Origin of the sequence: Amycolatopsis sp. WQ 127309 (assembly GCF_023023025.1) — a bacterium.
GTDB lineage: Bacteria > Actinomycetota > Actinomycetes > Mycobacteriales > Pseudonocardiaceae > Amycolatopsis.
Map to the genome: position 1 here is coordinate 2,667,292 of NZ_CP095481.1, position 25,135 is coordinate 2,692,426.

Here is a 25,135-nt window from a genome sequence, read left to right on the forward strand (position 1 = left end):
TCACTGGGGTCAGGGGAGGACGAAACGTGCGTTACCGGGTCGAGGTCGCCGAACGCCCGGACGGCCTGTACGCCGCGTGGGGTGAGGGGACCTTCCGCGCGCAACGCTCCACCACGGACGGCACGGTGCTGCTGTCCGTGCTGCCGGACGACGAAGCACCCGACGGCTTCGACAAGGAGCAGGACGGCCGTCCGGCGCGGGTGGTGCCGGCGAGCGAGGTGCCGTCGACGTTCACGCTGCGCACCTTCTGCGAGTACGACGACGAGGTCTTCGAGGTCGCTCCGGGCGAGCGGCCCGAGCTGACGCTGCGCTGGGTCCGCGACGACGCCGCGCGCGCGGCCCAGCTGGGCTTGACCGACTTCTCGGTGACCGTGCCGGCGAAGCGCGTCCAGTCGATCTGGCAGGCGCGGCAGGACTTCACCGAAGCGCCGGACGCGCGCCCGAAGCCGGGCGACGGCGACCAGAACGCGCTGCTGCGGGCCATCGGGCGGACGCTGCTGCACACGGTGCCGGGCGGCTGGGCGCGTGTCGGCGCGCAGTTCCGGCAGGTCGGCGACTACGCCGAGATCGAGCTGCGCGCGGTCGGCGACGAGGACGGCCCGGTTTCGGTCTCGCTGCCCGCCGTCCCGCGGCTCGGCGGGCTCTTCGCGCGGCTGCGCGCGTCGATGTACCAGCCCGAGTCCGGGACGTGGTTCCAGGGGACGTTCACGCTGGACTCGGCCTCGCAGTTCGACTTCGACTTCGACGCCGACCGCGAGCCGGAGTGGCGGGTCCCGCCGAACGACGGCGGCCGGCCGTCGACCGCGGCCTACGAGCTGGAGCTGGCGACGTTCCCGCGGTCGGCGAAGCACCTGCCGTCGTGGCTCACCGCGCGCGCCGGGCTCCCGCTCGACCTGACCTTCCGGCTCGCCAGGGCGGCCGACTCGCACGCCGAGGGCGAACGCCCGGTCGTCAACCGGCCGCCGGTGCCGCCGGACCAGGTCCGCGGGGTGCTCGACTACCTGTTCCGGGCGCCGGTCGCGCTGCACCGGCCGACGCCGCTGCCGGACATCTTCGGGGTGCCGGGCGCGAAGCCGGAGGTGCCGAACGCGTTCCACACCGACGGCACCTGGATCTGGCCCGCCGCCGTGCCGCACTACCTGCGCAAGTACGGGGTGCCGCCGGAGCCGGAGCTGGTCGAGCACGTCCGGGCGGCCGGGTTCCGGCCGCCGTTCGTCGGCGAGCTCGTCCGGGCGACGGCGGAGGCGGAGGTCGCCGGGCACCCGCGGCCGCCGCAGACGGCCGCCGACCTGCCCGACGACCGCGCGCTGACCCGCGTCGCCCAGGGCGAGCAGGTGCGGAACCTGAAGGGCGCCGAGACACTGGAGCTGCTCCAGCAGCGGCTCGCCGAGCACGGCGTGCCGGCCGCGACCTACCGGATCGGCGCGAACGAGGTGCCGGCCGAGGGCGTCTGGACGCTCCGGCGGGCCGAGAACGGCTGGGAGGTCTCCCGGCCGCCCGCCGACGAGCCGGTGGCGTTCACCTCGCTCGGTGACGCGGCCCGGTTCCTGCTCGGCGTGCTGCTGATGCTGCCGGCGCGCCCGGCCGAGGAGTCCGACCAGCCCGCCGACTGGCCGATCCTGCCGATGCGCGGCGAACCGCCGTTGAACTTCTACCGCGGCAAGCGCCTGATCGTCCTGCCGCCGGGCACGCAGGTCGTCCGGTTCGGCAACGAGACCGGCAACCTGGTGCACGCCGACGCGACGCGGTTCGTCGAGACGTCGCTGGCGTTCGAGCGCGAGCGGGAGAAGCGGCAGTACCGGGTGCTGCGGTCCACCCGGGTGCTGACCGGCGTCACCGCGCCGTGGAGCGGGATGCCGGGCGGTGCGGTCGCGTACCTGCTGCCGCGGCCGATCGCCCAGCACCTCGAGACGGGCTCCCTGAGCCGGGTGTGATCAGCAGCGTTTGATCAGGAAGCCGTGATCAGGACGGCGGGCGACCACCAGTAGTCGGCGAGCGGTTCGACGCCGACGTCGGTGAAGCCCGCCGTCTTCAGCTGCTCGACCCAGGCCGCGGCCGGGTGCTCCCAGTTCGTCCGCTCCGGCCCGGCGACCAGGCCGAGCAGCACCGGCAGCAGGAAACCCTGCGCGACGAGCGAAGCGTCTTCGCCGTACTCCGCGACGCCACGCTCGTAGCGCTCGACGAGCGAGCGCAGGTGCTCCGGCGATCCTTCGGTGAACTCCGGGACGTCGAACTCGGCGAGCACGAGCGTCCCGGCGCGCAGCTGGATCGCGCGGAGCACCTCCGCGCGCTGCTCCGGCTCGATGGACTGCAGCGCGAACGTCGACTGGACGAAGTCCCAGCCGAGGTCGTCGCGGGCCAGGAACTCCTGCGCGGTCGACTGCCAGCACTGGGCCGCGGGCACCCGTTCGTGGACGCCTTCGAGCAGCGCGGCCGACGGCTCGACCAGGTCGATCCGGCTCGGCACGTGCGTCGCCTGCTCCAGCGCGGGCACGACGGCCAGGCCGTCACCACAGCCGAGGTCGAGCAGCGACTCCGGCTTCCCGGTGTCGTAGCGGGCCGCGAGCGCGGCGCTCAGCGCCCGGTAGAGGCCCACGTTGCCGCCGCCGCGGATGAACGCCGTGAACGCGCTCGGCGCGTCGTACACCGGCGCGGAGCCGTCGCCGGCGAGGTGGGTCCGCAGCTCGTCGGCCAGTGAGGAGCCGTCGCGGCCGGCTTGGCCGGCGAGGTCGGTGGCCCGCTCGCGGTCACCGGCGCGGTAGGCGGCGAGGGCGTCGGCGAGCAGCTCGATCGAGGTCATGGTTCAGGAGATATCAGAAGGGGACCCAGAGCGTCACCCGAGTGCCCCCGCCGGGGCTGGATTCCACCAAGGACGTCCCGCCGACCTCGGCCAGCCGCGCGGTGATCGACTCGCTGATACCGAAGCCGGCTGGGCGGTCGGCCGGGCTGAAGCCGGTGCCGTGGTCGCGGGTGATGACCGCGATCCCGCCGTCGCGCGCCTCGACGCGCACGACGACCCGGTCGGTGCCGGAGTGCTTCATCGTGTTCCGCAGGGCCTCGCGGACGGCGTCGCGGATGGCGATCTGCCGGACCTCCGACAGCGTGTCGTCGTCCAGCTCGGCCACCACGAGCTGGGCGCGCAGCCCGTCGCGCGCCATCTCGGCGGCCAGCGTGGCGAGCTTCTCGCCGAGTGGCCGCGCGCCGGCCTCGGCGCGTTCCGACGCCGCCGACTCGATCTCCTGGCGGATCTCCATCGCCTGCGCCCGGGCGAGCCGCTGGATCTCGACCAGCCGCTCCTGCGGGTTCGTGGTGCCGGACAGCGCCATCGCCTCGAGGGTCTGCAGCACGGTGTCGTGCAGCATCCGGTGCTGCTGGGCGCGCTCGGCGAGCCGGCCGTTGCGGGTGCCGTAGGCCAGCGCCAGCCGGGTGCCGAGCCCGGTGAGCACCAGCCCGGCGGTGGCCAGGAACATCAGCGCGAGCAGCGCGGAGTACGTCGAGAACGCGGCGTCGACGTGGAACTGGCCGGTGTTGAGCCAGTTGGCCAGCATCCGCAGCGGGAAGCTGATCAGCGCGAAGACCAGGCCGGCCGGGACGCCGAGGGCGAGCGTCAGCAGCCCGGCCTCGCCGAAGAGGTGGACGCTGCTGACCGCGAGCGCGTCGAAGTACGCCTCCCGCGGCACGGTCAGCGCGAGGACCAGCGGCGAAAGCACGGTGAACGCGATGTCGACGGCGAGCAGCTTGCCCGCGTCGCGGCCGTGGAAGGGCGCCGAGCGGAGCATCCAGCGGAAGCCGACGACGTTCAGCACGACCGAGAGCAGCGTGAACACACCGACCGGCAGCAACCCGGTCGTCCCGTGCTCGATGACGTGGACGCCGAACTGGCCCGGCACGGCGAGCAGCCGGTACGCGAGCGGGATGAGCACGACGTACCGGGTGGCGCGCAGCAGCAGGCCGTCGCGCTGGGCCGGGTCGATCGGCCCGGCCATCTTCGAGATCCGCTTCAGCGCGTGGATCGGGGTCGGGTCGCCGATCTCCTCCGACAGCTCGCTGGTGGCCGTCGCGATGGCCGGCGCGCCCTGCCGCAGGAGCGCCACGAAGAAGCTCCCGCCGCCCACCGCTTTCGGCGAGTCGGGCGCTTCAGTGGACATCGCGCAGACAACTCCCTGGTCACATCGGTGAGCCGAGGTCCGGAGTATCCCCAATCCGTGGCCGCGAGGTCCAGCGTTCCACGGAATTCATCGTGAATTGGTCAGGCGTTTCCGATTCCCTCTGCCTGCGCCCACTTCTTCAACTCCGCCACGGCGTCGTCGTGCTCCAGCGGTCCGCGGTCCAGCCGCAGCTCCTTGAGGAACTTCCACGCCTTGCCGACGTCCGGCCCCGGCCGGAGGCCGAGCAGTTCCATGATCTGCTCGCCGTTGAGGTCCGGCCGCACGCGGTCGAGGTCCTCCTTGGCCTTGAGCGCGGTGATCCGGGCCTCGAGGTCGTCGTAGGTCGCCTGCAGCGCGGCCGCCTTCTTGCGGTTGCGCGTGGTGCAGTCGGCGCGGACGAGCTTGTGCAGCCGGCTCAGCAGCGGGCCGGCGTCGGTGACGTACCGGCGGACCGCCGAGTCCGTCCACTCGCCCTTGCCGTAGCCGTGGAACCGCAGGTGGAGGAACACGAGCTGGGAGACGTCGTCGATGATCTCCTTGGAGAACTTCAGCGCCCGCAAACGTTTGCGGGCCATCCGCGCGCCGACCACCTCGTGGTGGTGGAAGCTCACGCCGCCGCCGGCCTGGAACTCCCGCGTCGCCGGCTTGCCGACGTCGTGCAGCAGCGCCGCCAGCCGCAGGATCAGGTCCGGCTCCGACGTCGGTTCGTGCGAGGACTCCAGGTCGATCGCCTGGGCCAGCACGGTCAGCGAGTGCTGGTAGACGTCCTTGTGCTGGTGGTGCTCGTCGATCGCCAGCCGCATCCCGGGCACCTCGGGCAGCACCCGCTCGGCCAGCCCGGTGTCGACCAGCAGCTCCAGGCCCGGTTGCGGGTCGGCCGCCAGCAGCAACTTCGCCAGCTCGGCCTGCACCCGCTCGGCGGTGATCCGGTCGATCTCCTCGGCCATCGACGTCATCGCGTCGACCACCCGCGGCGCGGCGGTGAAGCCGAGCTGGGCGGCGAAGCGGGCGGCTCGCAGCATCCGCAGCGGGTCGTCGGCGAACGACTCCTGCGGCGTCGCGGGCGTGTCGAGCACCCGCTCGGCCAGCGCGTGCAGGCCGTCGTGCGGGTCGATGAACGTCTTGGCCGCCAGCTCGATGGCCATCGCGTTCACCGTGAAGTCACGGCGCAGGAGGTCGCCCTCGATGGTGTCGCCGAAGGTGACCTCGGGGTTGCGGCCGACGCGGTCGTAGGTGTCCGCGCGGAACGTCGTGATCTCGAGCTGCATGCCCTTCTTCGTCACGCCGACCGTGCCGAAGGCGATCCCGACGTCCCAGACGGCGTCGCCCCAGTCGCTGACGATCTTGAGCACGCGGTCCGGCCGCGCGTCCGTCGTGAAGTCGAGATCACCGGACCGCCGGTCGAGCAGCATGTCGCGCACGCTGCCGCCGACGAGGTACAGGCGGTGACCGGCCCTGGCGAACCTTTCCGCCAGCTCTTCCGCCAGGGGAGGGACCTGCATCCGCTCCACCACCGCGTTCTGCTTGGCGACCACGTCGTTCACGGAAAACCCACTACTTTCGGGTGCGATTACTACAGGCACCACCGGACAGGACACGGAGAGCCAGCCTACCGGGGCAACCGTTTGCTCTAGCATCGCAGCATGTCTGGATCAGCCGGCCGCCCCGGCGCCTCGAAGCCGCGGAGGCGGCGGAGGCGGCAGCGCGGCAGGCGCCTGACCACGGTCGACGAGACGTCGGCCGGTGGCCTCGTGCTGGACGCGGCGCGCGAACAGGCGGCGCTGATCGGCCGGCTCGACCGGCACGGCAGACTGCTCTGGTCGCTGCCCAAGGGCCACATCGAGGACGGTGAGACAGTGGAACAGACGGCCGTGCGCGAGGTGAAGGAGGAGACCGGCATCTCCGCGCGGGTCCTGCGGCCACTGGGGACCATCGACTACTGGTTCGTCGCCGAGAAGCGGCGGATCCACAAGACCGTGCACCACTTCCTGCTCGAAGCGCTCGGCGGTGAGCTGTCCGACGAAGACGTCGAGGTCACCGAGGTGGCCTGGGTCCCGCTGGCCGAGCTGGAGACCAAACTCGCGTATTCCGACGAGCGGAAGCTCGTCCGGAAAGCCAAGGAACTTTTAGCGCGCCCGGACGTCCACGGACGAGACGAGCACGCCCCTGAGGGAGCCCCCGAGTGAAGCGGTTCGCCGCAGCCTTCCTTTCCGTCCTCTTCCTGGCCGTCCCCGCCCTGGCCGGCGCCACGGTGGCCCACGCGGAAGAGGGCGCCCGCCTGCGCGTGGAGCTCGACGAGCTCAACCCGCGGGTGATCACCGGCTCGACGACGACGCTGACCGTCGCCGGCAGCGTCACCAACACCGGCGACCGCAAGGTCAACCGGCCGCAGGTGCGGCTGCAGGTCGGCGAGCGGCAGACGACCGAACGCGGGATCGGCGAGGTCCTGTCGGGCGCGGTCATCAAGGACAGCCCGCTGACGGACTTCACCGCCGTCGCCGACGCGCTGGAGCCCGGGCAGACCGCGCCGCTGAACATCTCGGTGACCCTGACCGGCCAGCGCGCGGCGCAGTTCGGCAAGCCCGGCGTCTACCCGCTGCTGGTGAACGTCAACGGCACGCCCGAGTTCGGCGGCCCGGCCCGGCTGGGCGCGGTCAGCATGCTGATGCCGGTGCTGGCCGGCCCGGGCAAGCAGACGACGCACGCGTCCGGCGCGCCGAGCATGACGCTGCTCTGGCCGCTGACCAGCAGCGTCCCGCACGTCTACGCGGCGCCGCTCGGCGGCAGGCCGGTGCTGGCCGACGACCGCCTGGCCGACGAGATCGGGCCGGACGGCCGGCTGAACGCGCTGGTCACGGCCGCGCACACGGCCGTGCAGGGCGACTCGAACCTGGCCAAGTCGATGTGTTTCGCGCTCGACCCGGACCTGCTGGCGACCGTCGACGCGATGAGCCGCGGTTACCAGGTGCACACCGACGCCGGGAACGTCGACGGCAAGGGCGCCGGGACCGCGCAGACGTGGCTGGCCGCGCTGCGCTCGCTGGCCGGCACCCGGTGCGTGGTGGCCCTGCCCTTCGCCGACGCCGACCTGAACGCCGTCTCGCGGATCCGCCCGGGCGACCCCGCGCTGGTCACCAAGGCGGCTTCCGGCGCGGCCGTGATCCAGCAGCTGACCGGCGCCACGCCGCAGACCGGCGTGCTCTGGCCGGACGGCACGCCGGGCGACGCCGTCCTCACCGCGCTGTCGCAGGCCGGGATCCGCACGGTGCTCACCGACGCGGGCAAGCTCGCGCCCGCCGCGGCCGGCGGCGGCGTCACCGTGCAGGGCAGCACCGTCCGCGCGCAGCCGACCGACTCGCTCATCTCCTCGGCCATGACGGGCGTGCCGACCGTGCCGGACTCGGTCACCATGCCGGCCACCACCGAGGCGGCCGTCGCGAGCCAGAACGGCCTCGGCGCGCTCGCCTTCCGCGCCGGCCTCGGCCTGACCGCCGGGCAGCAGCGGCCGGACCACCTGCTGGTCGCGCCGCCGCGCCGCTGGGCCGCCCCGGCCGCCGAGCTCACCGCGTACCTGCAGCAGGTCGGCAACTACCTCGACGCCGGGCTCGTCACGGCGACCTCGCTCCCGACGCTGCTGGCCGCGGACCCGGAGGGCTCCGGCCCGGTCGGCGACGGCGGCCAGGACCCGGCCGCGGCGGCCGACCCCGCCCTCGTCTCGACGCTGTCGACCCTCGACGACAAGACGACCGGCCTGGCCGCCGCGATGCAGCTGGATCCCACCAAACGGGTGAAACCGGACGACGTCGTCGCGCCGGTCCGGCTGGCCGAGCTGCGGGGCGCGTCCACCGCGTGGCGGGGCCTGCCCGCCGACGCGGCGACGGCGAACGCGCGCGCCGACCTGGCCGCGATCAGCGAGCAGGTGTCCGTCTCGCAGCCGAAGCAGACGATCGCGCTGGCCTCGGGCAACTCGCCGCTGCCGGTGTACGTCAGCAACGACCTGCCGGTCGGGATCAACGCCCGGTTCGTCCTGACCAACAACACCGGCCTGCGCTCCGACGACGCCAAGGCCTGGTTCTTCCCGGCGGGCGGCGGCAAGAACTACTTCCTCCCCGTCGAGGCGCTGCGGGCCGGCCGGTTCAGCGTGGATGTGTCGTTGCGCACCCCCACGGATACCCCGCTCGGGTCATCCGCGCGGTTCGAACTGACGTCCACGGAGTACGGCGCGATCACCATCATCGCGACCGTCGCCGCAGGTGCGGCCCTGCTTCTGCTCGCCTCCCGGCGCATCTACCGGCGGGTGAAGGACGCGAAGGCCGGCCGGGACGCAGTGGACTGATCTCTCGGCCTTCGAGTGTTCCGGGCGGTTCCCGATTACCCTGGGTCCGCACGTGCGCGGCGAACGGGCCGCGGCACCGGGGACCGAGCACTGAGGATTGGGCACGCGTTGGAGAGAGAGCCGGGCTTACCCCCCGAGCGTGCGAGTCGTCCTCGGCGCGAAGGCGCCCCGCCCCCGCAGCGGGGAGACGGGCCGCCACGAGCGGCGCAACCGGGCCGCCGCCAGCCGCCGCCGAAGCAGCAGCCGCCTCCGCCACCGGAGCGCGGCCGCCGCCAGCCGCCCCGCAACGGCCAGACCCGCCAGATGCCCCGCGAGGACCAGCCGGTCCGCGAGGGGCGTCCGCCGCGCGACGACCGGCCGGTCCGCGAAGGCCGCCCGCCGCGTGACGAACCGCGCGACGGCCGTCCGCCCCGGGACGACCGCGCCCTGCGCGAGGAACCGCGCGAGGGGCGCCCGGCCCGCGGCAAGCCACCGGTCCAGGACGACCGCCAGCGCCCGCCCCGGGACGACCGGCCGGTCCACGACGAGCGCCCGGTCCGCGAACGCCCGCCGCGCGACGACCACCCGCCGCGGGACGACCGGCCGCCGCGCCGCGTCCCGCCGCCGCAGGGCCCGCCGCCGCAGGGGCCACCGCCCCAGCCGCCGCGTGGTGGGCAACCGCCGCGCGCCGCCGCCGGTCCGGCACCCACCCGCGTCCAGCCGGTACCGCCGCTACCGCCGCAGAACCCGCCGGGCCCGCCACCGCAGGGCCCGCCGTCGCACCAGGGCCGGCTGCCGCAGTCGGCCCCGCCGGTGACGCCGCCGGTCGCCGTACCGCCGTCGACCCCGCCGCCAGGCACGCCGGCCGCGGGCAACCCGGCCATGGGCACCCCGCCCCCGGGCATCCCGGTGCCGCCGCGCGGCCGCGCGCCCCGCCGTCCGGCGCCGGTCCGGCCGTGGCAGGAGGAGGCCCAGCGGCCCGTCGACCCGGAGGCGACGCGGTTCATCCCGCGCACCGCCGGCGTCCCGATGGCCTCCCGCTGGCCGGTCGCCGACCCCGACGTCATGCGGCCCTACGACGCGCTGGCCACCCAGGTCATGCCGGCGATCAAGACGCCGCTCGTCAAGCCGGTCGAACCCGGCACGGAGGCCGCGGCCCCGGCGAAGGCGCCGTCGCTCGCGAAGGCGTCCGGCCGGATGGCCATCGCGTCGCTGATCAGCCGGATCACCGGCTTCCTGTGGAAGCTGCTGCTGGTCGGCGCGATCGGCCAGGGCATCGCGAACGACTCGTTCAACGTCGCGAACACGATGCCGAACATCATCTTCGAGCTGCTGATGGGTGGCGTGCTCGCCAGCGTGGTGGTGCCGCTGCTGGTGCGCGCGCAGGACGAGGCCGACGGCGGCGCGGCCTACACCCAGCGGCTGATCACGGTCGCGTTCTCGCTGCTGCTGGTCGGCACGGCGGTCGCGGTCGTCGCGGCGCCGGCGTTCACGAGCCTCTACGTCGACGGTTCCGGCAAGGCCAGCTCCGGGCTGACCACGGCGTTCGCCTACCTGCTGCTGCCGGAGATCTTCTTCTACGGCGTGTTCGCGCTGCTCTCGGCGGTGCTGAACGCCAAGCAGATCTTCGGGCCGACGGCCTGGGCGCCGGTGATCAACAACCTGGTGGTCATCTTCACGATCCTGGTCGTCTGGGTCATGCCGGGCGACATCGACACCGTGCACCCGTCGCTCACCGACCCGAAGGTGCTGACGCTGGGCATCGGCGTCACCGCCGGCATCGTCGCCCAGGCGATCCTGCTGGTCCCGCCGCTGCTGCGGTCGGGCTTCCGGTTCAAGTGGCGCTGGGGCTTCGACAAGCAGATGAAGGAGTTCGGCGGTCTCGCGCTCTGGATCCTCGGCTACGTCGCGGTCAGCCAGATCGGCTACACGATCAACACCCGCGTCCTGACCAGCGGTTCTCCCGGCGGTGTGACGGCGTACAGCAACGCGTGGCTGCTCTTCCAGCTGCCGTACGGCGTCATCGGCGTCTCGCTGCTGACGGCGATCATGCCGCGGATGAGCCGCGCGGCCGCCGACGGCGACCACAAGAAGCTGATCGGCGACCTGTCCTACGCGTCGCGGATCTCGACGGTGATGCTCGTGCCGATCTCCGCGGTGATGACCGTGGTCGGCGGCTCGATCGGCATCGCGCTGTTCACGTTCGGCAAGGGCACGGTCGAGACCGCCGAGCGGCTCGGCGACGCGCTCGCCATCTCGGCGTTCGCGCTGCTGCCGTACGCGCTGGTCATGCTCCAGATGCGGGTGTTCTACGCGATGAAGGACGCGCGGACGCCGACGCTGATCATGATCGTGATGACGCTGGTCAAGGTGCCGCTGCTGTACCTGTGCCCGGTGCTGCTGACGCCGGACAACGTCGTGCTGGGCGTCATGATGGTCAACGCGCTGACGTTCGTCGTCGGCGCGATCCTCGGCCAGGTGTGGCTCTGGGTGACGCTGGGCAACCTGCGGAGCAAGCGCATCATCGGCGTGATCCTGTTCACGGTCGTGGCGAGCGGGCTCGGGGTGGCCGCGGCGTGGGTCGTCGGCAAGGTCGTCCCGGACTCGTTCGGGCCGACTTTCGGGGCCTGGGTGAAGCTTCTGCTGCAAAGCGTCGTCGGCATCGTGGTCTCGTTCGGCGTGCTGATGGCGCTCAAGGTGGAGGAGCTGCAGCCGGCCACGAGCAGGTTCACCCGGTTGATCAAGCGGGGGTAACGATTCCGGTACGGCTGCCGACGACTCCCGCGTCGTATTCTGGGTACCCTCGACGCGGGGAGCTAACGGGAGAGTGCGGGTGGATACGAGGCGCAGCGAACAGGCAGGGGGTGCGAACCACGTGGGCAAGGCCCAGGTCGGATCGCTGGCCCCCGGACGTGTGGTCGGCGACGGCCGCTACCGCCTCCTCGCACAGTTCGGTGTGGACGAGCGGGGTGACGCGCACCTGTGGCGCGCGCGGGACGGCCAGCTGAAGCGGGACGTCGCGCTGACCCTGCTGGTCGGCGACCCGGCGGACCCGGAAGCCGCGCGGCTCGCGCGGCGCACCCTCGAACGCGCGACGCACGCGTCGAAGTTCGGCCACGGCGGCGTCGCCCGCGTGCTCGACGTGCTCGCGCTCGGCAGCGGGATCACGTCGAGCGAGGGCCTGCTCGGCGTCGTCGTCGCGGAGTGGACCAAGGGCAGCGACCTGGTCGACCTCGTCGCGCAGCGCCCGGTGGCGCCCGGCGCGGCGGCCCGGATGGTGCAGGCGCTGGCCGAAGCGGTCGAGCAGGCCCACCAGAACGGTCTGGTCCTCGGCCTCGACCACCCCCAGCGGCTCCGGCTGACGCCGAATGGCGCGCTGAAGCTCGCGTTCCCCGGCCCGCTGCCGGAGGCGACGCTGCGCGACGACGTCAAGGCGCTCGGCGCGGTGCTGTACCTGCTGCTCACCGGCCGCTGGGCGCTGCCCGGCGGCCCGCCCGCCATCCCGGCGGCGCCGCTGAACCCGCAGGGCCGGATCGTCCCGCCCCGGCAGCTCATCCCGACCGTGCCCGCCGACCTGTCGTCGCTGGCCGTCCGCACGATCGAGGACGGCGGCAACGGCGGCATCCGCACCAGCGCGGCCATCCTCCGCATGCTCGAGCAGGTGGCCGAGGAGGAAGAGCGCACCCAGCTGATCAAGGCCGTCGGCGGTGACCCGGCCGCCGAGACCGAGGGCACCGTCTGGACCACGAAGAAGCCGGTCAAGGACGTCGCCCGGCGGCGCAAGCTCGCGCTCGGCGTCACCGTGCTGGTGGTCGCCACGGTCGTCATCCTCGCCTGGGGCGGGCTGATGCTGATCAACGTCTTCCAGGGCGACTCCAAGGCGACCGGGCCGACGATCAACGTCGCGGCGCCGCCCGCGTCGAGCCAGCCGGCCGGGCAGCCGCCCGCGTCGAGCCAGCCCGCGCCCCCGCCGTCGCCGACGGTCGGTGCCGCGGTGGCCCCGCAGGCGATCGCCGTCTACAACCCGGACGGCAAGGGCGACAACACCGCCCGGGCGCGGTACGCGACCGACGGCAAGCCCGAGACGGTGTGGCGGACCGAGAAGTACAAGCAGCAGTTCCCCGTCATCAAGTCGGGCGTCGGGCTGGTCGTCACCTTCAAGGACCCGATCAACCTGAGCCAGGTCAAGGTCTCCGGGGGCACCGCGGGCACCAAGGTCGAGATCCGTTCGGCGACCGAGAAGAACCCGGACCTGGCCGACACGAAGGTGGTCGGCAACGGCGACCTGCAGGACGGCGACACGACGATCCCGCTGGCTCAGCCCACCCAGGGTGAGTACTTCATCGTCTGGATCACCCAGCTGGGCGGCGAGGATGGCCAGTTCCTGACCCAGATCGCGGACCTGTCCTTCCTGCCTGCGGGGTGACGCACCCGACAGGGTCAGTAGGCTCTCGCGGGTGACAGCTGCAGCTCCCACGGATGCGGATCTGATAGCGGCTCACGCCGCGGGGGACCCTCATGCGTTCAGCGAACTCGTCCAGCGACATCGCGACCGCATGTGGGCGGTCGCCCTGCGCACGGTCCGCGACCCGGAGGAAGCCGCCGACGCGCTGCAGGACGCGTTCATCTCGGCGTTCCGGGCCGCCGGCAAGTTCCGCGCCGAGTCGCAGGTCACGACGTGGCTGCACCGGATCGTGGTGAACGCCTGCCTCGACCGGATCCGCCGCCGCCAGGCCCGCCCGACCGTCCCGCTGCCGGAAACCGGCTTCAACGAGCCGGCCACCCCGCGCGATTCGATGGCCGAGCGCGAGACCAGCTTGCTGGTGCGCGAAGCGCTCGCCCAGCTGCCGGAAGACCAGCGCGCGCCCATCCTGCTCGTCGACGTCGAGGGCTATTCCGTGGCCGAGACGGCGAAGATGCTCGGCATCGCCGAGGGCACGGTGAAGAGCCGATGTGCCCGGGGGCGCGGAAAACTCGCCAAGGTTCTCGGACACCTGCGGAACCCCGATGCGATTGCGAACGTCCCAACTCACGAAAGCAAACGGGCCGGGCGCCAGCCGGGTAGCGGGGAGGGACGATGACGGACGAAAGCCGGGGGATCGGGGGGACCGTCGGTCCGCCCTGGTCTGTCGACGTGCTCGCCGATCTCCACGCCGGCGTGCTGGACGACGACCGGGCCGCGCAGCTGTGGCCGGTCGTCAACGCCGACCCGGAGGCCCGCGCGATCCTGGACGCCCTCGACGCGACGCAGGCCGACCTGGCCTCACTCGCCGAGGCACCCGCGCCGCCGATGCCGGCGGAGTTCGCGGCACGGCTCGACGCGGCCCTGGCCGCGGAAGTGGCCGCCGCCTTTCCTGGACAAGCACAGTCGAAGCAGCGGACCGCGCCGGCACCGGAGCAGACCGGGACCGGGGACGCCCAGGTGGTGGACCTCGCGGCCGCCCGGCGGCGCCGGAACAAGCGGCTCGGCTGGGCCGCCGGCGTCCTGACCGCGGCCGCCGCGGCGGTCGTCGCGGTGACGGTCGCGATCCCGAGCACGCCTCAGCAGAGCGGCACCCCGAACGTCGCGGCCCCGGCACCGTCCGGCCCGACGGTCGGCGCCGACGGCAGCGGCGCCCAGGCCCTGGTCGGCAAGGCGGTCGGCGTCCGCGACTTCGGCCCGCTGGGCACCGAAGACCGGCTGGACGCCTGCATCACGGCCGCCGGCCTGGACGCGAAGGTGCGGCCCGAGGGCATCCGCCCCGTCAACGTCGGCGGCAAGGCCGGCGTGATGATCATCCTGACCACCGGCAAGCTCGCCCAGTTCCGCTTGGTCGCCTTCGGCGCGGACTGCGGACCGGGCAATCCGGCGGTGCTGTTCGACAAGGTCGTCGGGGAGAAGTAGCGCCTGTCACCCCGGGAACACCGCCACCTACGATCGTGTTGAGCCTGGTACAGGGTCACTACGAGCGGAGGTCACGGGTGGCTGCCGAAGACATCAGGAACCTGATCATCGTCGGATCGGGTCCTGCCGGATACACCGCTGCCGTTTACGCGGCGCGGGCGCAACTCGAACCGCTGGTGTTCGAGGGCACGCAGTTCGGTGGCGCGCTGATGACGACGACCGAGGTCGAGAACTTCCCCGGGTTTCGCGACGGCATCATGGGTCCGGACCTGATGGAGGAGATGCGCAAGCAGGCCGAGCGCTTCGGCGCCGAGCTGCGCGCGGAGGACGTCGAGTCGGTCGAGCTGACCGGCGAGGTCAAGTACGTGACCGCGAACGGCAAGCGGTACGCCGCCCGCGCGGTCGTCCTCGCGATGGGCGCGGCGGCGCGGTACCTGAACGTGCCGGGTGAGCAGGAGCTGCTCGGGCGTGGCGTGTCGGCGTGTGCGACCTGTGACGGTTTCTTCTTCCGCGACCACGACATCGTGGTCGCCGGTGGTGGCGACTCGGCGATGGAGGAGGCGACCTTCCTGACGAAGTTCGCGAAGTCCGTCACCGTGGTGCACCGCCGTGAGGAGTTCCGGGCCTCGAAGATCATGCTCGAGCGCGCCCGCGCGAACGAGAAGATCAAGTGGAAGCTGAACTCGCAGATCACCGGCGTCGTCGGGGACAACAAGGTCGAGGGCCTGAAGCTGAAGGACACCCAGGACGGCTCCGAGTCGACCCTGGACGTGTCGGGCTTCTTCGTCGCGATCGGGCACGACCCCCGCAGCGCGCTGGTGCGCGGGCAGGTCGACCTGGACGAGGACGGCTACGTCATCACCCAGGGCCGCAGCTCCTACACGAACCTGGACGGCGTCTTCGCCGCCGGTGACCTGGTGGACCGCACCTACCGGCAGGCGATCACCGCGTCCGGCTCCGGCTGCAGCGCCGCGATCGACGCGGAACGCTGGCTCGCGGAGCACGGCGACTCGGACGCGCACGAGGCGGCCGAGCTGGTCGGCGGCGGCTACGGCGCGGGCACCAACTGACTTTCCGGCGTAACACCCACCTGAAGGAGAAACCATGTCCAACACCGTGAAGGTGACCGACGCGACGTTCGTCGACGAGGTCCTGACCAGCGAGAAGCCCGTTCTGGTCGACTTCTGGGCCACCTGGTGCGGGCCGTGCAAGATGGTCGCCCCGGTGCTCGAGGAGATCGCGGCGGAGAACGGCGAGAAGCTGACCATCGCCAAGATCGACATCGACGAGAACCCGAACACGCCGCGTGACTACCAGGTGATGTCCATCCCGACGCTGATCCTGTTCCAGGGCGGCAAGCCGGTGAAGCAGATCGTGGGCGCCAAGCCGAAGGCCGCGCTGCTGTCGGACCTCGCCGACGTTCTCTGAACCGAACAAGCCCGGCGAACCCGGGGCCTGCGGGAACCCTCCCGTGGGCTCCGGGTTCTCGTCGTTCGGGGGAATCTCACCGGTGTGGGTGAATCCTGCGTGACGAGGGCCACCACCGGGACGCCACGAACGGGCTCTTGACGAACCGACCGGGCCTGCGGTGTCACCGAGAGTTCGCAAGGCACAATAGAGGACCTGGGCCCGTCCCAGTGATGGTTTTCCCCGAAGTTTTGCCACGCACCGAACCCCCAATCGGTGCCTGAGGAAGAGCGAGGAGTGCATGCGGGTACTCCGCCGCGGTGACGCCGGTCCGGACGTCGCCGAGATCAGGTCGATCCTGGCCGGGATGGACCTGCTCCCGCCGGTCACCGGTACCGACGCCTACGACACGTTCGATGTCGCCGTCGAGAACGCCGTACGGGCCTTCCAGCAGAGCCGTGGGCTGATGACCGACGGCATCGTGGGTCAGGCCACCTTCCAGGCGCTCAAGGGCGCCAGCTACCACCTGGGCAGCCGGCTGCTGTCGTACACGATCGCGGCCCCGATCCAGGGTGACGACGTCTTCACGCTGCAGGAGCGGCTGACCGAACTCGGCTTCGACGCCGGTCGCCCGGACGGCTACTTCGGCGCGGCGACCGAGCGCGCCCTCAAGACGTTCCAGCGCGACATGCGCCTGACGCCGGACGGCATGTGCGGCCCCGCGACCATCCGAGAGCTGCACCGCCTGTCCTCGCCGCGGGCCCGGGGCGGCCGCCCCGTGTTCCTGCGCGAGCAGGAGCAGGTGCGCCAGGCCGGTCCCCGGCTGCGCGGCAAGCGCATCGTGATCGACCCCGGCCACGGCGGCGACGACCTCGGCGTGGTCGCCGGCGGTCTCCGCGAGGCCGACATCGCGTGGGACCTCGCGCGCCGCCTGGAAGGCCGGATGAAGGCCACCGGCATGGAGGCGCTGATCTCCCGCGGCCCGAACCACAGCCCCACCGAGCTGGAGCGGGCGAAGTTCGCGAACGACGCCGGCGCCGACCTGTTCCTCTCGCTGCACAGCGACAAGAACCCGTCGCCGCGGGCGCAGGGCGTCGCGAGCTTCCACTTCGGCAACGGCAACGGCACGACGTCGACCGTGGGCGAGCTGCTGGCCGGCTTCATCCAGCGTGAGGTCGCGGCCCGCACGGGCCTGCAGGACAACCGCACGCACTACAAGTCGTGGGACATCTTCACCCGCACCCGCTGCCCGGCCGTCCGGGTCGAGATCGGCTACCTGACGAACCCGGACGACAGCCGCAAGCTGGGCGACCCGGCCTTCCGCGACATCGTCGCCGAAGGCATCCTGATCGCCGTCAAGCGCCTGTACCTGCTCGGCGAGGGCGACCAGCCGACGGGCACGTTCACCTTCGCGGACGTCCTCGCGCACGAACTCGCGAAGGCCGAGTAGGGCGACCACAACCCCTAGCGGCTCATCTTCACCTGCTCCACCACACCTGGGGACGCGCACGCGCCGTCCCCAGGTTTCGGTGCAGTCATCCACAGCTTTTCCACCGCGCCTATCAGGGCTCTGTGGATAACTCGGCACTTCTTCCACAGCTGTGCACACACGACGGAATCCGTGTTCCAGCCGCGCCGGAGCTCCGGCGCAAACGTTTGCGGCAGGTCAGGCGCGGCCGAGGACCGGCTCGGCCGTGGTGATCGTCACCTGGCCGAGCAGCCGCTCCAGCGCCGCCTCGACGTCTTCCTTCCAGGTGATCGCCGAACGCAGCTCGAGGCGCAGGCGCGGCCACTTCTGGTGGGGACGGACGGTCTTGAAGCCGACGCTCTGCAGGAAGGCCGACGGCAGCACGCAGCTGTGGCCGCCGTCCGGGTCCGACTCGTCGGGACGCGCGTCGCCGAACGCCTCGATGGCGCGGACTCCGCGCTTGGTGAGGTCCTTCGCGACCGCCTGGACGAGCATCCGGCCGAGGCCGCCGCCGCGGAACTCCGGGAGGATCTGGAAGGCCGTCAGCAACACCGCGTCCGCGCTCGGCGGGGACGTCGGGAAGGCCAGCGAGCGCGGGACGGCGTTCGGCGGGGCGTACAGCACGAACCCGACCGGCAGCGTGTCGCTGTAGACGATGCGGCCGCAGGAACCCCACTCGAGCAGCACGCTCGAGACCCAGGCTTCCTTCTCGACCTCGGTGGCGCCGAACTCCTCGGCCTGGTTCTTCAGGTGCGGAGCCAGTTCCCAGTACACGCACCTGCGACAGCTCTTCGGCAGATGCTCGAGGTTGTCCAGTGTGACGCCCACGACGCGACGCGACACCCGCGACCTCCCTGACCTGCGCTCCCGGTGGGCTCCTCCGCCGTCAAGCCGCGCGGAACCACAGCACGAACACGGGAGCCATGGTCGATGGTAGGCCGATGTGAGAAGCACCGAAAGGTCAGGGGTCCTCGACAGGCCCCGGTTACACTCGATGGATCTACCGCTCCCGCGCGGGAGCGGACCGTGTCCACCGACCCCCGGGTGAATCGTCGATGACCGAGAACCGCCCCAGCAAGCCGCACAGCGGCCGTCAGAACCTCGACCCGCACCTCGAGCGGTATGCCGCGCGCACCGCCGGGATGACCGCCTCCGAGATCCGGGCACTGTTCGCGGTCGCCAGCCGGCCCGAGGTGGTCTCCCTCGCCGGTGGCATGCCGAACCTGGCCGCGCTCCCGCTCGACACGCTCTCGGCGCAGGTGGCGGAGATCATCGCCGAAGACGGCCTGGTGGCCCTGCAGTACGGCTCGGCGCACGGCGTCCCGGCGCTGCGCGAGCAGATCTGCGAAATCATGGCGCTGGAGGGCATCAAGGCGCACCCGGACGACGTCGTGGTGACCGTCGGCTCCCAGATGGGCCTGGACATGGTCACGCGGCTGTTCTGCGACCCGGGTGACGTCGTCATCGCCGAGGGCCCGTCCTACGTCGGTGCCCTGGGCTCCTTCGCCGCGTACCAGGCGCAGGTCGTGCACGTGGCGATGGACGAAAACGGCCTGGTGCCGGAACTGCTGCGCGAGGCGCTGAGTCAGACGGAGAAGGCCGGCCGGCGCGTCAAGTTCCTCTACACGATCCCGAACTTCCACAACCCCGCCGGCGTCACGCTGGCCGTCGAGCGCCGCGCGGAGATCCTGGAGATCTGCCGCGAGCACGGCGTCCTGGTCGTCGAAGACAACCCGTACGGGTTACTCGGTTTCGACGGGCAGACGTACCCGGCGCTGCGCTCGACGGACCCCGACAACGTCGTGTACCTCGGCTCGTTCTCGAAGACGTTCGCGTCCGGTCTGCGCGTCGGCTGGGTGCTGGCGCCGCACGCCGTCCGCGAAAAGCTCGTGCTGGCCGCGGAGTCGGCGACGCTGTGCCCGCCGACCCTCAACCAGCTGATCGTGTCGCGCTACCTGGCCACGCACGACTGGAAGGGCCAGATCAAGAAGTTCCGCGAGAACTACCGCGAGCGGCGCGACGCGATCCTGTCCGCGCTCGACCAGTACCTGCCGCCGGGCTGCTCGTGGACGAAGCCGGACGGCGGGTTCTACGTCTGGGTGACAGTGCCGGAGGGCGTCGACACCAAGGCGATGCTGCCGCGCGCGGTGACCGCGCGGGTGGCGTACGCGTCCGGAACCGGCTTCTACGCCGACGGTTTCGGCAGCCGCCAGATGCGGTTGTCCTACTGCTACCCGACACCGGAGCGCATCCGGGAAGGCGTCCGGCGGCTGGCCGCCGTGCTGGAGTCCGAAATGGACCTCGCGCGCACCTTCGGTAACGTGAGCGCGCGCCAGATCCAGGGACCGCAGAACCCGTCTCCCGACACGGTCTGAGTCTTTTCTCAATCCAGCTAAGGAGTTTCCACGGTGGTCGACCGTACCGTTGCCGTGCTCGCCGGCGGGCTTTCGCACGAACGCGACGTCTCGCTGAGGTCCGGGCGACGGCTCTCCGCGGCGCTCAAGTCCGAAGGCCTCGGCATCGAGGAGTGGGACACCGACGCGGGGTTGCTGGAGCGCCTGCGCACGCAGCGCCCGGACGCCGTGGTCGTCGCGCTGCACGGCGGTGAGGGCGAAAACGGCTCGGTGCAGACGGTGCTGGAAATGCTGGACGTGCCGTTCGTCGGCACCGGTTCCCAGGGCTGCCGCCGCGCGTGGGACAAGCCGACGGCCAAGGCGCTCATCGAGAACGCCGGCTTCGTGACGCCGGGCTGGGTCGTGTTGCCGCACAGCACGTTCCGCGAGCTCGGCGCCCAGGCGGTGCTCGACGCGATGGTGGAGCAGCTCGGCCTGCCGCTGATCCTCAAGCCGGACCAGGGTGGCTCGGCGCTCGGCACGCAGGTGGTGCGCGAAGCGGCGGAACTGCCCGCGGCGATGGTCGGCTGCTTCGCTTACGGCGACACGGTTCTCGCCGAGCGGTTCGTGGCCGGCGTCGAGGTGGCCGTGACGGTCATCGAGGGCGAGAACGGTCCCGAAGCCCTGCCCGCGGTCGAGATCGTGCCGGAGAGCGGCGTCTACGACTACACGGCCCGCTACACCGCCGGCCTGACGGACTTCTTCACCCCGGCCCGCCTCGACGACGCCGCGGCCAAGGCGGCGGCCGAACTCGCCGTCGCCGCACACCGCGTCCTCGGACTGCGGGACATCTCCCGGACCGACGCGATCGTCGCCGAAGACGGCACGGTCCACTTCCTCGAGGTGAACCCGTCACCCGGGCTCACCGAGACGTCGACGGTCCCGATGGCGATCGACGCGGCGGGCAAGTCGCTCGGCACGGTGTTCGCCGACCTGATCGGGCGCGCGATCTCCCGCTGACTTTTCGCACACGAAAGGCCACCTCGGTTCTCCGCGGTGGCCTTTTTCGTGCCGCTGACGATCATCACTGGATGTGGTCGTCGCGACTGCGTCGAGCAATCATCACCGTGACGAAACACCCTGGGGTGATCCCTAATCGGTTTCCGGTGTCTGATTCGCCCCATTCGCATCGATGATCGAGACGATGCGCTCGAGATCGTCGACCGAGCCGAACTCGAGCACGATCCGCCCCTTGCGCCGGCCGAGATCGACCTTCACGCGGGTGTCGAACCGGTCCGAAAGCCGGTTGGCGAGATCCTGGAGCCCGGGGGCCTGGATCGGCTTGCGCGGCGCGGGCTTCGGCTTGGCCGGCTTCTCGCTCTTCTTGAGCGTGACGGCTTCCTCGGTCGCCCGGACCGACATGCCCTCCGCGATGATGCGCGCGGCGAGCTCTTCCTGACTGTCGGCGTCCTCCAGCGACAGCAACGCACGCGCGTGCCCGGCGGACAGGACGCCCGCGGCGACCCGGCGCTGCACCGGCAGGGGGAGCTTGAGGAGCCGGATGGTGTTGGTGATGACCGGCCGGCTGCGGCCGATCCGGCTCGCCAGCTCCTCGTGCGTGACCGCGAACTCGTCGAGCAGCTGCTGGTACGCCGCCGCCTCTTCGAGCGGGTTCAGCTGGACGCGGTGGATGTTCTCCAAGAGCGCGTCGCGCAGCATCGACTCGTCGGCAGTCTGCCGGACGATCGCCGGGATCGCTTCGAGCTCCGCCTGCTGCGACGCCCGGAGCCGCCGCTCGCCCATGACGAGCTCGTACTCGTCGTTCCCGAGCTCGCGAACCACGATGGGCTGCATGAGCCCGAACTCGCGGATCGAGTGCTCGAGTTCGGCGAGCGCCTCTTCGTCGAAGGCCAGCCGCGGCTGCTTCGGGTTGGGCTTGATCGAGCCGACCGGGATCTCGCGGTAGACCGCCCCGGCGACCTCGCCGCTGTGCTGCTTCGCTTGGCCGTTCGCCGCGAACCAGCCCTTCTCGTCGGCCGCCTTCTTGTCCGCCGCCGACCCGTCACTGGGCGCGGGGAGGGGGCCGCCGGTGGGCCCGGTGGGGATGAGGGCGGCGAGGCCGCGCCCCAGCCCTCCTCTGCGCTCGGTCATGTGGAACTACCCCTTTCCATGAGTGCACCTCGCTCGGCGATCTCCTTCGCCGCGTCGACGTAGCTCAGTGCCCCGCGCGAACCGGGGTCGTAGGCGAGCACGGTCTGGCCGTACCCGGGCGCCTCCGACACCTTCACGCTGCGGGGGATGACGGTCTTCAGGACGGTGTCGCCGAAGTGGTTCCGCACCTCGTTCGTCACCTGGTCGGCCAGCTTGGTCCGGCCGTCGTACATGGTGAGCAGGATCGTCGAGACGCGGAGTTCGCGGTTGAGGTGCTGCTGCACGAGCTCGATGTTGCTCAGCAGCTGCCCGAGCCCCTCCAGCGCGTAGTACTCGCACTGGATCGGGATGAGCACCTCCTGCGCGGCGACCATCGCGTTGACCGTCAGGAGGCCGAGCGACGGCGGGCAGTCGATGAAGACGTAGTCGACACCGATCTCGTCGAGGATCTCCGAAGAGATGGCCTCCTTGAGCCGCGACTCGCGCGACGCCATCGAGACGAGCTCGATCTCGGCGCCGGCGAGGTCGATCGTGGCGGGGACGCAGAAGAGGTTGGGGGACTGCTCGGTCGGCTGCGCCGCCTCGGCGAGCGTCACCTCGCCGATGAGCACTTCGTAGATGGAGGGCGTCCCGGACCGGTGGTCGACGTCGAGCGCGGTGCTCGCGTTGCCCTGCGGGTCGAGGTCGACGACGAGCGTCTTGAGCCCGTGAACGGCGAGCGCGGCGGCGAGGTTGACCGTGCTGGTGGTCTTGCCAACGCCGCCCTTCTGGTTGGCCACGGTCATCACGCGGCGACGGCCAGGCCGCGGCAGCGACCCATCCGGGTGCAGCAGCCGAGCGGCGCGGGTGGCTTCTTCGGCGATCGGCGTCCAGCCCACGTCGTGGCTGGTCTCCGTGGAGTCGGACGGCGGGGGATTCACCGGTCTCGACACCTCCTCCATATAGACGTCTGGTCGATGGACGAGTCGCGTCGTTTCACGTGGAACACCGCGGCCCGTTGTCTGCGCTAGCGCTTCCTGCTCCGCGCCTGAGCCGTCTTCGACGACTGGCGACGGATCTTCACGACCGTGCTGGGGACCTCTAGTACTGCCACACCGCACTCCACGATCATCGGGTCGGCACCGCCCGCCTTCCTGATGGCAGCGCCGTCCCGCTCGATCTCGTCCGCCGCACTGGCGCCTTTGAGAGCGACCAGGAAGCCGTCAGGACGAACCAGCGGCAAGCACCAGTCCGCAAGCCGGGCCAGCGGGGCGACCGCGCGAGCGGTGACGATGTCAGCGCCACCGAGCTGCTCACGCACAGGCCGCTCCTCCGCGCGTCCACGGACGATGGTGATCGGGAGTTCCAGCTTCTCGGCCACCTCGGCCAGCCAGTCCACCCGGCGGGCCATAGGTTCGAGCAAGACGATATCGAGGTCCGGCCGAGCGATGGCGAGCGGCACACCCGGAAGCCCCGCCCCGGACCCGACATCGACGACGCGAGCCCCCTCAGGCATCTGCTCGCCGATCACCGCCGAGTTGAGCACGTGCCGTTCCCAAAGCCGTTCGACCTCCCGCGGACCGATCAGCCCACGCTCAACCCCATGGCTCGCGAGGAGCTCCACATACCCAGCCGCTTGGTCGACGTGAGCACCGAACACTCGCTCCGCCGCGGTCCGCACCGCACCCGCGGCCTGCTCCAAGCTCACTCCGGCTACTCCTAGTCCGCGCGTTTCACGTGAAACGGCGCTCCAGCGATTGTCCCTGATGTCGACGCGAAAACGAGCCGACAGACCGCAGATGTGGACAACTCCACTCACCCAGCGGCGCGTTCCACGTGAAACACCACCCCACCGCCGCCGGCCCCGGCGCGCGTTCCACGTGAAACATCACGGCTGTAATTCGCCCCGCGCCACCCCCAACCCAAGCCGGGCGGCCGCGCCCAGCAAGACGCCAGGCGACCGGGACAGGACGGCGACAGTCTCAACGATCACCCCCGCAACGACGGCCGACCACGGCATCGCGGCAACCGGCGCCGCGCCTCCGCCGCCAGTCTCGCCAGGCGACCGACCACGGATAACGGCTGCGCAGCACGCGGCCCGCCGGAGCCACGACAGCGACCGACCACGACAACATCGGCAACGTCACCCAGCCCGCCAAAACAGCACACGACCCAGTCACGGCGGCCTGTAAGCCACAGCAGCCGACGCCCCAAAGCGGCGACAGAAGCGCGGCAGTCACGGGACGGCGGTCGTGGCCCGCAGCGCAGCAGCGGCAGCGGCAGCGGCAGCGGCGGCAGCGGTGGTGGCAGCGGCGGCAGCGGTGGTGGCGGAGCAGTGATGGCGGCAGCAGCGCGGCAGTGCGCGGCCCGGCGCGGCGGGCCGCGGCCCGGCGGGCGCGGCGCGGCGCGGCGCGGCGCGGCGCGGGGCGGGGCGCGGCGGGCGCGGGGCGGGGCGGCCTGGCCCGGCCCGGCCCGGCGCGGCGAAGCGGGGCGGGGCGGGGCGCGGCCAGGCCCGGCGGGCGCGGCGGGCGCGGCGGGGCGGGGCGGGCGCGGCAGGGCGGGGCGGGCGCGGCAGGGCGGGGCGGGCGCGGCGGGGCGGGGCGGCAACCGAGGCAACGACGGAAGAGCAGCGGCAGCGAGACGGTGGCGAGCCACACTGAGGCGCGGCAGCGGAGTAGCGGCCGCCGTGGCAAAGCCGGGGCGACGGGGTACGTGGTCGCGGCGCACGGCCCGCCAGAGCGGAGGCGCGACTGGCGAGGCAAGCCGGCGACAGCCGTGTCGCCGCAGCGGCGGCAGCGCGGCCGTGGGTCGCGAGGCACACCGCAGCGGCGGGACGGCAGCCCGTGGCGCGGCGACCACGGCGCCTACAGCAAATGCGACCGCCGCGGCACGCGACCAGTCAGGGCGCAGCCGCGACCGCCCGGGCAGACAGCCCGCACACTCACCACTGTGGCGGCGTGGTGGGCGACGGCTCGCACGGTGGCGGGATGACCGCAGCCGCTGCGCGGTCAGCACACGCCCGCGACGGCCGCAGTCATGCAGGCGACCAGCCAGGGCAGCGGCGCGCCCGGCAAGGCGAGCCGGCTGCGGCCACGATCGGACGCAGCCGTGGCACTAGCGGTGGGCAGTGGCGGCGGATCGCACTCCCGGCGGCGGCAACCACGCGGCGGCGTGGCCTGACCGCATGCTCCTGGCAGATGCGACAGTCACACGGCCAGTCACCGCGGTGAAGGCAGGCGAGGCTGGCGGGTCAAGGCCGGCGACGACCGCACTCCGCCACAGCAGCGGGAGCCACGGCAGCAGCGGCCACGCAGGCGGAGGGCCACCCCCAGGAGACGACGTGGCGGCAGGGTGATGTGCCGGGGCACAGCGGCGACCGCAGCAGATGTGACGGTCGCGCGCAACCAGTCGAGGAGGGGCAGGTCGCGGTCTGGCGTGTGCGACTGGTGG

Annotated in this window: 19 protein-coding genes; 12 read left to right on the top strand and 7 right to left on the bottom strand. The window is 71.9% G+C overall.

Annotated elements, in window-relative coordinates; all coding sequences use genetic code 11:
- Positions 1-26: 26 nt before the first annotated feature.
- Complete coding sequence (locus MUY22_RS12170; RefSeq protein WP_247059614.1) at positions 27-1,934, top strand: TNT domain-containing protein; 1,908 nt, start codon at positions 27-29, stop codon at positions 1,932-1,934.
- Between the two features lie 14 nt (positions 1,935-1,948).
- Here the strand turns inward: MUY22_RS12170 and MUY22_RS12175 are convergent, their stop codons facing one another.
- The 3 genes from MUY22_RS12175 to MUY22_RS12185 all read right to left on the bottom strand — a co-directional run bounded on the left by MUY22_RS12175 (position 1,949) and on the right by MUY22_RS12185 (position 5,692).
- Positions 1,949-2,800, bottom strand: a complete 852-nt coding sequence (locus tag MUY22_RS12175; RefSeq protein WP_247059616.1) for a class I SAM-dependent methyltransferase — start codon at positions 2,798-2,800, stop codon at positions 1,949-1,951.
- Positions 2,801-2,813: 13 nt separating this feature from the next.
- Positions 2,814-4,148 (bottom strand): sensor histidine kinase, encoded by a 1,335-nt coding sequence (locus MUY22_RS12180; protein ID WP_247059618.1) that lies wholly within the window; start codon positions 4,146-4,148, stop codon positions 2,814-2,816.
- A 101-nt stretch (positions 4,149-4,249) separates the two neighbouring features.
- The gene (locus MUY22_RS12185) at positions 4,250-5,692 is read right to left on the bottom strand and encodes a CCA tRNA nucleotidyltransferase (protein WP_247059620.1); all 1,443 of its coding nucleotides are present in this window, start codon (positions 5,690-5,692) and stop codon (positions 4,250-4,252) included.
- 99 nt (positions 5,693-5,791) lie between these two features.
- On the opposite strand from MUY22_RS12185, the gene MUY22_RS12190 reads away from it, so the two are divergent.
- The 9 genes from MUY22_RS12190 to MUY22_RS12235 all read left to right on the top strand — a co-directional run bounded on the left by MUY22_RS12190 (position 5,792) and on the right by MUY22_RS12235 (position 17,204).
- The gene (locus tag MUY22_RS12190) at positions 5,792-6,334 is read left to right on the top strand and encodes an NUDIX hydrolase (protein ID WP_247059621.1); all 543 of its coding nucleotides are present in this window, start codon (positions 5,792-5,794) and stop codon (positions 6,332-6,334) included.
- Positions 6,331-8,484 carry a DUF6049 family protein gene (locus tag MUY22_RS12195; RefSeq protein ID WP_247059622.1) on the top strand — a complete coding sequence of 718 codons (2,154 nt, stop codon included), beginning with the start codon at positions 6,331-6,333 and terminating at the stop codon, positions 8,482-8,484. Before MUY22_RS12190 ends, MUY22_RS12195 begins: the two co-directional genes overlap by 4 nt.
- 861 nt (positions 8,485-9,345) lie before the next feature.
- The gene (gene murJ / locus MUY22_RS12205; protein ID WP_247063830.1) at positions 9,346-11,217 is read left to right on the top strand and encodes a murein biosynthesis integral membrane protein MurJ; all 1,872 of its coding nucleotides are present in this window, start codon (positions 9,346-9,348) and stop codon (positions 11,215-11,217) included.
- A gap of 79 nt (positions 11,218-11,296) precedes the next feature.
- On the top strand, positions 11,297-12,889 hold the full coding sequence (locus tag MUY22_RS12210; RefSeq protein ID WP_371827605.1) for a hypothetical protein: 1,593 nt from the start codon (positions 11,297-11,299) through the stop codon (positions 12,887-12,889).
- A 31-nt stretch (positions 12,890-12,920) separates the two neighbouring features.
- Positions 12,921-13,544, top strand: coding sequence for an RNA polymerase sigma factor SigM (gene sigM, locus MUY22_RS12215; RefSeq protein ID WP_247059624.1), 624 nt, complete (start codon positions 12,921-12,923; stop codon positions 13,542-13,544).
- A complete protein-coding gene (locus MUY22_RS12220; protein WP_247059625.1) occupies positions 13,541-14,347 on the top strand; it encodes a hypothetical protein in 807 nt (268 codons plus the stop codon). The genes sigM and MUY22_RS12220 overlap by 4 nt, the downstream gene beginning before the upstream one ends.
- Before the next feature lie 77 nt (positions 14,348-14,424).
- Positions 14,425-15,417 carry a thioredoxin-disulfide reductase gene (gene trxB, locus MUY22_RS12225; RefSeq protein WP_247059627.1) on the top strand — a complete coding sequence of 331 codons (993 nt, stop codon included), beginning with the start codon at positions 14,425-14,427 and terminating at the stop codon, positions 15,415-15,417.
- A 34-nt stretch (positions 15,418-15,451) separates the two neighbouring features.
- A complete protein-coding gene (gene trxA, locus MUY22_RS12230; RefSeq protein WP_020642536.1) occupies positions 15,452-15,775 on the top strand; it encodes a thioredoxin in 324 nt (107 codons plus the stop codon).
- A 280-nt stretch (positions 15,776-16,055) separates the two neighbouring features.
- Positions 16,056-17,204: an N-acetylmuramoyl-L-alanine amidase gene (locus MUY22_RS12235; RefSeq protein WP_247059629.1), complete on the top strand. Its 1,149-nt coding sequence runs from the start codon at positions 16,056-16,058 to the stop codon at positions 17,202-17,204.
- A 216-nt stretch (positions 17,205-17,420) separates the two neighbouring features.
- Here MUY22_RS12235 and MUY22_RS12240 read toward each other — a convergent pair whose 3' ends face one another.
- Positions 17,421-18,065, bottom strand: coding sequence for a GNAT family N-acetyltransferase (locus MUY22_RS12240; RefSeq protein ID WP_247059631.1), 645 nt, complete (start codon positions 18,063-18,065; stop codon positions 17,421-17,423).
- Between the two features lie 212 nt (positions 18,066-18,277).
- On the opposite strand from MUY22_RS12240, the gene MUY22_RS12245 reads away from it, so the two are divergent.
- Both MUY22_RS12245 and MUY22_RS12250 read left to right on the top strand, forming a co-directional pair.
- Complete coding sequence (locus MUY22_RS12245) at positions 18,278-19,597, top strand: PLP-dependent aminotransferase family protein (RefSeq protein WP_247059633.1); 1,320 nt, start codon at positions 18,278-18,280, stop codon at positions 19,595-19,597.
- A 33-nt stretch (positions 19,598-19,630) separates the two neighbouring features.
- Entirely contained in the window at positions 19,631-20,575 is a 945-nt protein-coding gene (locus MUY22_RS12250; RefSeq protein ID WP_247059635.1) for a D-alanine--D-alanine ligase, read from the top strand.
- A 132-nt stretch (positions 20,576-20,707) separates the two neighbouring features.
- On the opposite strand, the gene MUY22_RS12255 is transcribed toward MUY22_RS12250, so the two are convergent.
- The 3 genes from MUY22_RS12255 to rsmG form a co-directional block, all read right to left on the bottom strand.
- The gene (locus MUY22_RS12255) at positions 20,708-21,706 is read right to left on the bottom strand and encodes a ParB/RepB/Spo0J family partition protein (RefSeq protein WP_247059636.1); all 999 of its coding nucleotides are present in this window, start codon (positions 21,704-21,706) and stop codon (positions 20,708-20,710) included.
- On the bottom strand, positions 21,703-22,626 hold the full coding sequence (locus MUY22_RS12260; RefSeq protein WP_371827606.1) for a ParA family protein: 924 nt from the start codon (positions 22,624-22,626) through the stop codon (positions 21,703-21,705). The genes MUY22_RS12255 and MUY22_RS12260 overlap by 4 nt, the downstream gene beginning before the upstream one ends.
- Positions 22,627-22,712: 86 nt before the next feature.
- A complete protein-coding gene (gene rsmG / locus MUY22_RS12265) occupies positions 22,713-23,393 on the bottom strand; it encodes a 16S rRNA (guanine(527)-N(7))-methyltransferase RsmG (RefSeq protein WP_247059638.1) in 681 nt (226 codons plus the stop codon).
- Positions 23,394-25,135 lie beyond the last annotated feature (1,742 nt).

Coding starts and splice junctions, on each gene's coding strand:
- MUY22_RS12175 (WP_247059616.1), bottom strand. CDS start 2,800: ATGACCTCGATCGAGCTGCTCGCCGACGCCCTCGCCGCCTACCGCGCC.
- MUY22_RS12180 (WP_247059618.1), bottom strand. CDS start 4,148: ATGTCCACTGAAGCGCCCGACTCGCCGAAAGCGGTGGGCGGCGGGAGC.
- MUY22_RS12190 (WP_247059621.1), top strand. CDS start 5,792: ATGTCTGGATCAGCCGGCCGCCCCGGCGCCTCGAAGCCGCGGAGGCGG.
- murJ (WP_247063830.1), top strand. CDS start 9,346: ATGGGCACCCCGCCCCCGGGCATCCCGGTGCCGCCGCGCGGCCGCGCG.
- MUY22_RS12220 (WP_247059625.1), top strand. CDS start 13,541: ATGACGGACGAAAGCCGGGGGATCGGGGGGACCGTCGGTCCGCCCTGG.
- trxA (WP_020642536.1), top strand. CDS start 15,452: ATGTCCAACACCGTGAAGGTGACCGACGCGACGTTCGTCGACGAGGTC.
- MUY22_RS12235 (WP_247059629.1), top strand. CDS start 16,056: ATGCGGGTACTCCGCCGCGGTGACGCCGGTCCGGACGTCGCCGAGATC.
- MUY22_RS12245 (WP_247059633.1), top strand. CDS start 18,278: ATGACCGAGAACCGCCCCAGCAAGCCGCACAGCGGCCGTCAGAACCTC.
- MUY22_RS12255 (WP_247059636.1), bottom strand. CDS start 21,706: ATGACCGAGCGCAGAGGAGGGCTGGGGCGCGGCCTCGCCGCCCTCATC.